We start from the raw sequence: 5,257 nt of genomic DNA, 5'->3' as shown, positions 1-5,257 counted from the left end.
CGCAGCTTGTCGGTGACGAAAATGTGCGGTCGACCATAGCGCTTCATTGATTTCTTGAGGAATTTCAATGCCGCCTTCTTGTCCCGCGTCTTGGTCACGAAGCTCTCCAGAACCTCGCCCTCATGATCGACGGCCCGCCAGAGGTAGTGCCGCTCACCGTTGATCTTCACGAACATCTCGTCGAGGTGCCATTGCCACTGCGGCCCAGAACGCAAGCACTCGGCGCGTTTCTTGCGGATCTCGGCGGCGAACATCGGTCCGAAACGCTGCCACCAGAACCGGACCGATTCATGGCTTATGTCGATGCCACGCTCGTGCAGCAGGTCCTCGACNTCGGCGGCGAACATCGGTCCGAAACGCTGCCACCAGAACCGGACCGATTCATGGCTTATGTCGATGCCACGCTCGTGCAGCAGGTCCTCGACGTTACGGAGCGAGAGCGGGAAGCGCACGTACATCATCACCGCCAGTCGGATGATCTCGCGGCTCGTCTTGAAGTATTTGAACGGGTCAGGTTTCGACATCAAGCGACGCGGTGGTGTCAGATCAATTCGAACCAGTCTCCGAATGGACAGTGAGCCTGCCCCTTATGCCGCGCCAAGCTGGCGCCACTCGGCGAGAGCGACGTCGCGGTTCAGCTTGAAATTGTCCCTGGAGTAGAAGCTTCGTTCAGAGTTGAAATGGTTGAAGACCGAGGCGTGGACGGCGGCGAACATCTGTAAACTTCGCATTCGCCGAAAGCGTTGCATCGCCCGCTCCCGTCGTCGGAATGGCAGGTGGGAATTTTCCGCCCGGTTATTTAGCCAGCGGCCGGTTTCCTGCCGGTCCGCCGCGCCGATTTCCCTCAGCGCGGCACCGTAGGACCGGAGCATGTCGGTGACAAAGATGTGCGGCCGCACGTAGCGCTTCATTGATTTCTTGAGGAATTTCAATGCTGCCTTCTTGTCCCGGGTCTTCGTCACGAAGCTCTCAAGCACCTCACCTTCGTGATCGACCGCCCGCCAGAGGTAGTGGCGCTCGCCGTTGATCTTCACGAACATTTCGTCGAGATGCCATTGCCACTGTGGCCCGGACCGCAGCCGCTCGGCGCGTTTCTTGCGGATCTCGGCGGCGAACATCGGACCAAACCTGTTCCACCAGAACCGTACGGATTCTTGGCTGATCTCGATGCCGCGTTCGTGCAACAGATCCTCAACATTTCGGAGCGACAGCGGAAAACGAACGTAGAGCATAACCGCCAAACGGATGATCTCCCGGCTGGTCTTGAAGTACTTGAACGGGTCGCGTTTGGTCATCCAAAAACGCTACCCAGCCCCCTGCCCGGTCGCAAGCCAAGTTGCTCTGACATGACCCTCCCAGCAGCGGTGAGATTGCTAAGAAAATAGTGGCACTACAGCGTGTTTTCAATAAAGCGGTCATTTAACTCAGCCAGATTGGCCCAAATCGGGAGCCTCGTTCAATCAAGGCTGGGTGTCACTACGCCCACAGTCCCCTCAACGGTCACGGCAAGTGCTTTCCCGAAGCCAAGACTTGGCCTTTGGTTGAAGCTCTGACGAGATTTCATTGAGTTACCGATCAATTGAACCACTTCCGGCGAGTTCTTGAATTTAGCGTGCGACAATGAATCCGTGTCATCAACCGCACTCAGATCGACGGCTATTACGCCGAGCGAGGCCAACTCTTCGATCGGCGTCTGGCCCACCCGCGAAATGCCTCCGGCCACGCGCTTGCTGGCTCGGAGAGCTTTGTCATCGCTGGATACAAGAACGACAATATTCCGCTGGTTTTCGGGTATCAGTTTGATCTGCGCTTTGAAAAGATCAATGTCGATGTCGGGTGCGGCCAGAATGACGTTTTTTACCTTGCCGGTTGGATTAAGGCCGGTGGTCAAAACGATTTGACGGGAAGCTTCCATGACCAGAAAAGTTCCCATGGAATGGGCGACCACATCATACCCCTTTACAGCCGGGATATTCATAGTCTCGAACATGCTCACAAGGTGATCGCGTGCAACAAGCGCGCTGTTCATGTCGTATACATATTTCAGCGTATTCGCGCTTGACGCCCATGTAAACAAGATGGGGACGCCTTTGTATCCTGTGTCCTCTACAAACTGTGCGATTTGTAAAATCGCCGCGGTGGTATTGGTGTTGTATCCGTGAACGTACAAAATCACGTCCCGTCTATCCGCCGGCAAGCCTCGAAGGTAGGCCGTCAGGTCAGAGCGGAATTCGGCCCGCTCGCGGAATAGGGCCGGGTCGTCTATAACGAAATGCTTTTCTGGATCTGCAGGTGGTCGCGAAGGAATGCTGATGGTCCCCGGCTGCCGATTGCGCGGTATGGAAACCTCCACCGAAGCAAACCTCAGTCCCTCCCCGCGTTCGCCGGAAAAGAATTCACCAGGGTCATCAGAAGGAGTACGTGAAGTTGCAATGTAAATTTTGTGCATCGACACATCGGGAACACTTTCGACCGGAACCGTCGTATCCACGTCGACAAGGTTCTTCGGACCTGCGCATCCGATGATGCCAACCAATCCAGCGAGCAGGACAAGACTCTTGGCGCGCCGTGAGATCGCCGGCGAAGTCCGGCTTTCCTTGGATTCCCTCACAGCTTCTCTCCTTGGGCGTTGAAGAGGACCGAGCGCATTCGTCGGATATTAAAAAGTGACAGCTACCTATCTACCGTAATCCGGTTCACCACCCGGATCATAAGGCAGCTTTTCCAATTCATCGAGGACCTCGCGCGGGTCAAATGGCAGCCTTTTGAAATCGACCGGTGGATTTGATAGCGCCCTCGTCTCCGGTCGAGGATTCACTATATCTGCGTAGGCAAGCCCGGATGCGGCAGGCATGTGCGGATACTTCCTGATCCACACTTCGTGTCTCGCTCGCATCCGCCGGAACGGCTCCTTGAAATGCAGGGCGTTTACGACAAGCGGATTGACTTCGCGATGATCGTTATAGAGATCAAAGGCCGACGTTATGCCACTCCTTGCCTGCGACTGGTCCGAAGATATCCAGTGTACCTTGTATTGACCCTTAATTGTGGCTCCCAGCTGCGGCCCTGCATAAATGTGAACATAATCTCGGCGCCCATGAGTATCGCCTATGAGTAGCAATGCTGTTTGGTCGATACCATCGATGACACGGTCGGTCGGGATATGCTTCAGCGCCCCCCCCAGTCTCGCGAACGTCGTGTACAGGTCGGTAACATGGAAAATATCGTCAGCGATCTGACCTGGTTCGATCACGCCCGGCCACCAGGCCTGTGCAGCGACACGGACACCACCTTCAAGGAAGTCGCCCTTACCGCCCCGGAAAGGACCTTCCCCAAGTCCTGCCCCTGGAGGTGGATTGTGGGTCATCGGTCCGTTATCGGACATGGCAACTACGAGAGTATTCTCCGCGATATCGAGGTCGTTAAGTGTCTTCATCAACAAACCGACGGTGGGGTCTAGATTGACCGTATAAGCATCACCGACCAAGCCGCGTTGCAGACTTGCCTTCTGGGGAGCCGGAATGAACGGCGTGAACAGCGGCCACCACTCAACAAAGAAAGGTTTTTTCTGCTTCGCGTTTTTCGCAATGAATGCAAGGGCGCGTTTCGAAGCTTCCTTGTCGAACTGCATGTAGCACTCGACCTCGATACCACACCATTCGCGCGTTTCGCCCCCTTTAGTGCCTTCGATATAAAAGACGTATCCTTTGGGCGAAAACGTGTGATCTAGTTTGTACGGGTTCCTTGGGAGGGCCTCCTCAAACAATCCAACAACCGCATTTGCAGCTTCGGCCTGAGGGTTCCACAAACTGACGACCTGATTATAGATTGCCGTGAACGACTCATCGAAGCCTTGGTGGTGCGGCCAGGACTCAGCGACATCGCCAAGATGTGCCTTGCCGTAAAAACCCGTCGCATAGCCTGCTTCAGACATTACCTCACCAACTGTCACGACGTCTTTGGCGATGCCGCTGTATTCGATCGGAAATCCCACTTTGTACATGCCATTGCGAATTGGATGTTGGCCTGACCATGCGGCTGCGCGGGTCGGCGTACAAGACGGTTCGCTGTACATTCGCGTGAAGAGCATACCCTCCGCCGCCATCTGGTTCAGGTTCGGCGTTCGATAGCCACGGATTTGCTGCATCGCGGGAATTCCGACTGCTCCAAAAGGCTGGTCGTCCCACATGAAATGAACGATGTTAGGCGGCTGCCCGTACTTTTCGCGCAGTTCAGCGAGTTTCTGATCGAGTTCCTGGTCTTCGACTTTCCAGACTTCTCCGTTTTGAGCTTCCAGAATGTAATACTCCGCATCGTGCACTATTTCCTGAGTATGCGCCTTACCCGAAAACAGGAACAGCATCGCCAGCAGCGAAAGCACAGAGCTTAACAATTTCATGGTCTCCTCCTTTGGAGTTCGCTTTTCGGGCATTGTCAACGATCGGATATCTCCGTCGACGTACGCTTCGATCGGCTTATCCGACGATGCCTCGACAATCTTTTCGAACGCTAGGTGCGACCAGCACTTGTGATGACGCTAATATGAAACCGTGGGAGCTGTGCTGATAGAAATCAACTGCCACGTTCGATGGCAATGGCTGCTATGGAGTGGTCGCTTTTGATGCCGAGGGCTGGAATGCCCCTTCTGAACCGGTCCACCGTTATGTTTAGGGAACGGAGGACAGAGAATGGCGAACAAGCGGCACAAGCCCCAGGAGATAGTTCAGAAGCTGCGGCAGGTGGTGTCAGACCAATTCGAACCCGTCTCCACAAGGGCAGGATCGCTGTCCCTTATGACGCGCCGAGGCCGCGCCACTCGGCGAGAGCAGCGGCGCGGTTCTTCTTGAAATTTACCCTCGAGTAGAAGCTGCGCTCCAAGTTGAAATGGTTGAAGACCGAGGCGTGGACGGCGGCGAACATCTGCAGACTTCGCATCCTTCGAAAGGTGGTGTCAGACCAATTCGAACCCGTCTCCACAAGGGCAGGATCGCTGTCCCTTATGACGCGCCGAGGCCGCGCCACTCGGCGAGAGCAGCGGCGCGGTTCTTCTTGAAATTTACCCTAGAGTAGAAGCTGCGCTCCAAGTTGAAATGGTTGAAGACCGAGGCGTGGACGGCGGCGAACATCTGCAGACTTCGCATCCTCCGAAAGGTGGTGTCAGACCAATTCGAACCCGTCTCCACAAGGGCAGGAGCGCTGTCCCTTATGACGCGCCGAGGCCGCGCCACTCGGCGAGAGCGGCGGCGCGGTTGAGCTT

At 55.5% G+C, this 5,257-nt stretch carries 4 protein-coding genes and 2 pseudogenes; all 6 read right to left on the bottom strand.

Annotated features, from left to right (window positions below):
* Positions 1 to 524: DDE-type integrase/transposase/recombinase (locus R5H32_RS20635; RefSeq protein WP_318340517.1), on the bottom strand; the 524-nt coding region annotated here is incomplete at its 3' end.
* 63 nt (positions 525 to 587) lie between these two features.
* The gene (locus tag R5H32_RS20630) at positions 588 to 1,295 is read right to left on the bottom strand and encodes an IS6 family transposase (RefSeq protein WP_318340516.1); all 708 of its coding nucleotides are present in this window, start codon (positions 1,293 to 1,295) and stop codon (positions 588 to 590) included.
* 161 nt (positions 1,296 to 1,456) lie between these two features.
* A complete protein-coding gene (locus tag R5H32_RS20625; protein ID WP_318340515.1) occupies positions 1,457 to 2,611 on the bottom strand; it encodes an alpha/beta hydrolase in 1,155 nt (384 codons plus the stop codon).
* A 66-nt stretch (positions 2,612 to 2,677) separates the two neighbouring features.
* Positions 2,678 to 4,399, bottom strand: a complete 1,722-nt coding sequence (locus R5H32_RS20620; RefSeq protein ID WP_318340514.1) for a sulfatase-like hydrolase/transferase — start codon at positions 4,397 to 4,399, stop codon at positions 2,678 to 2,680.
* A 392-nt stretch (positions 4,400 to 4,791) separates the two neighbouring features.
* Positions 4,792 to 4,944: pseudogene (locus R5H32_RS20615) on the bottom strand (IS6 family transposase); the annotation flags it as partial.
* A 53-nt stretch (positions 4,945 to 4,997) separates the two neighbouring features.
* Positions 4,998 to 5,150 (bottom strand): annotated as a pseudogene (locus R5H32_RS20610) (IS6 family transposase); the annotation flags it as partial.
* Positions 5,151 to 5,257: the final 107 nt, after the last annotated feature.

This window comes from Defluviimonas sp. D31 (assembly GCF_033436765.1).
Taxonomy (GTDB): Bacteria; Pseudomonadota; Alphaproteobacteria; order Rhodobacterales; family Rhodobacteraceae; genus Albidovulum.
This window is presented reverse-complemented; position numbering and strand designations above follow the sequence as displayed.

What these genes read in the sequence shown, in the direction of transcription:
- R5H32_RS20630 (WP_318340516.1), bottom strand. Translation starts at nt 1,295, where the DNA reads ATGACCAAACGCGACCCGTTCAAGTACTTCAAGACCAGCCGGGAGATC.
- R5H32_RS20620 (WP_318340514.1), bottom strand. Translation starts at nt 4,399, where the DNA reads ATGAAATTGTTAAGCTCTGTGCTTTCGCTGCTGGCGATGCTGTTCCTG.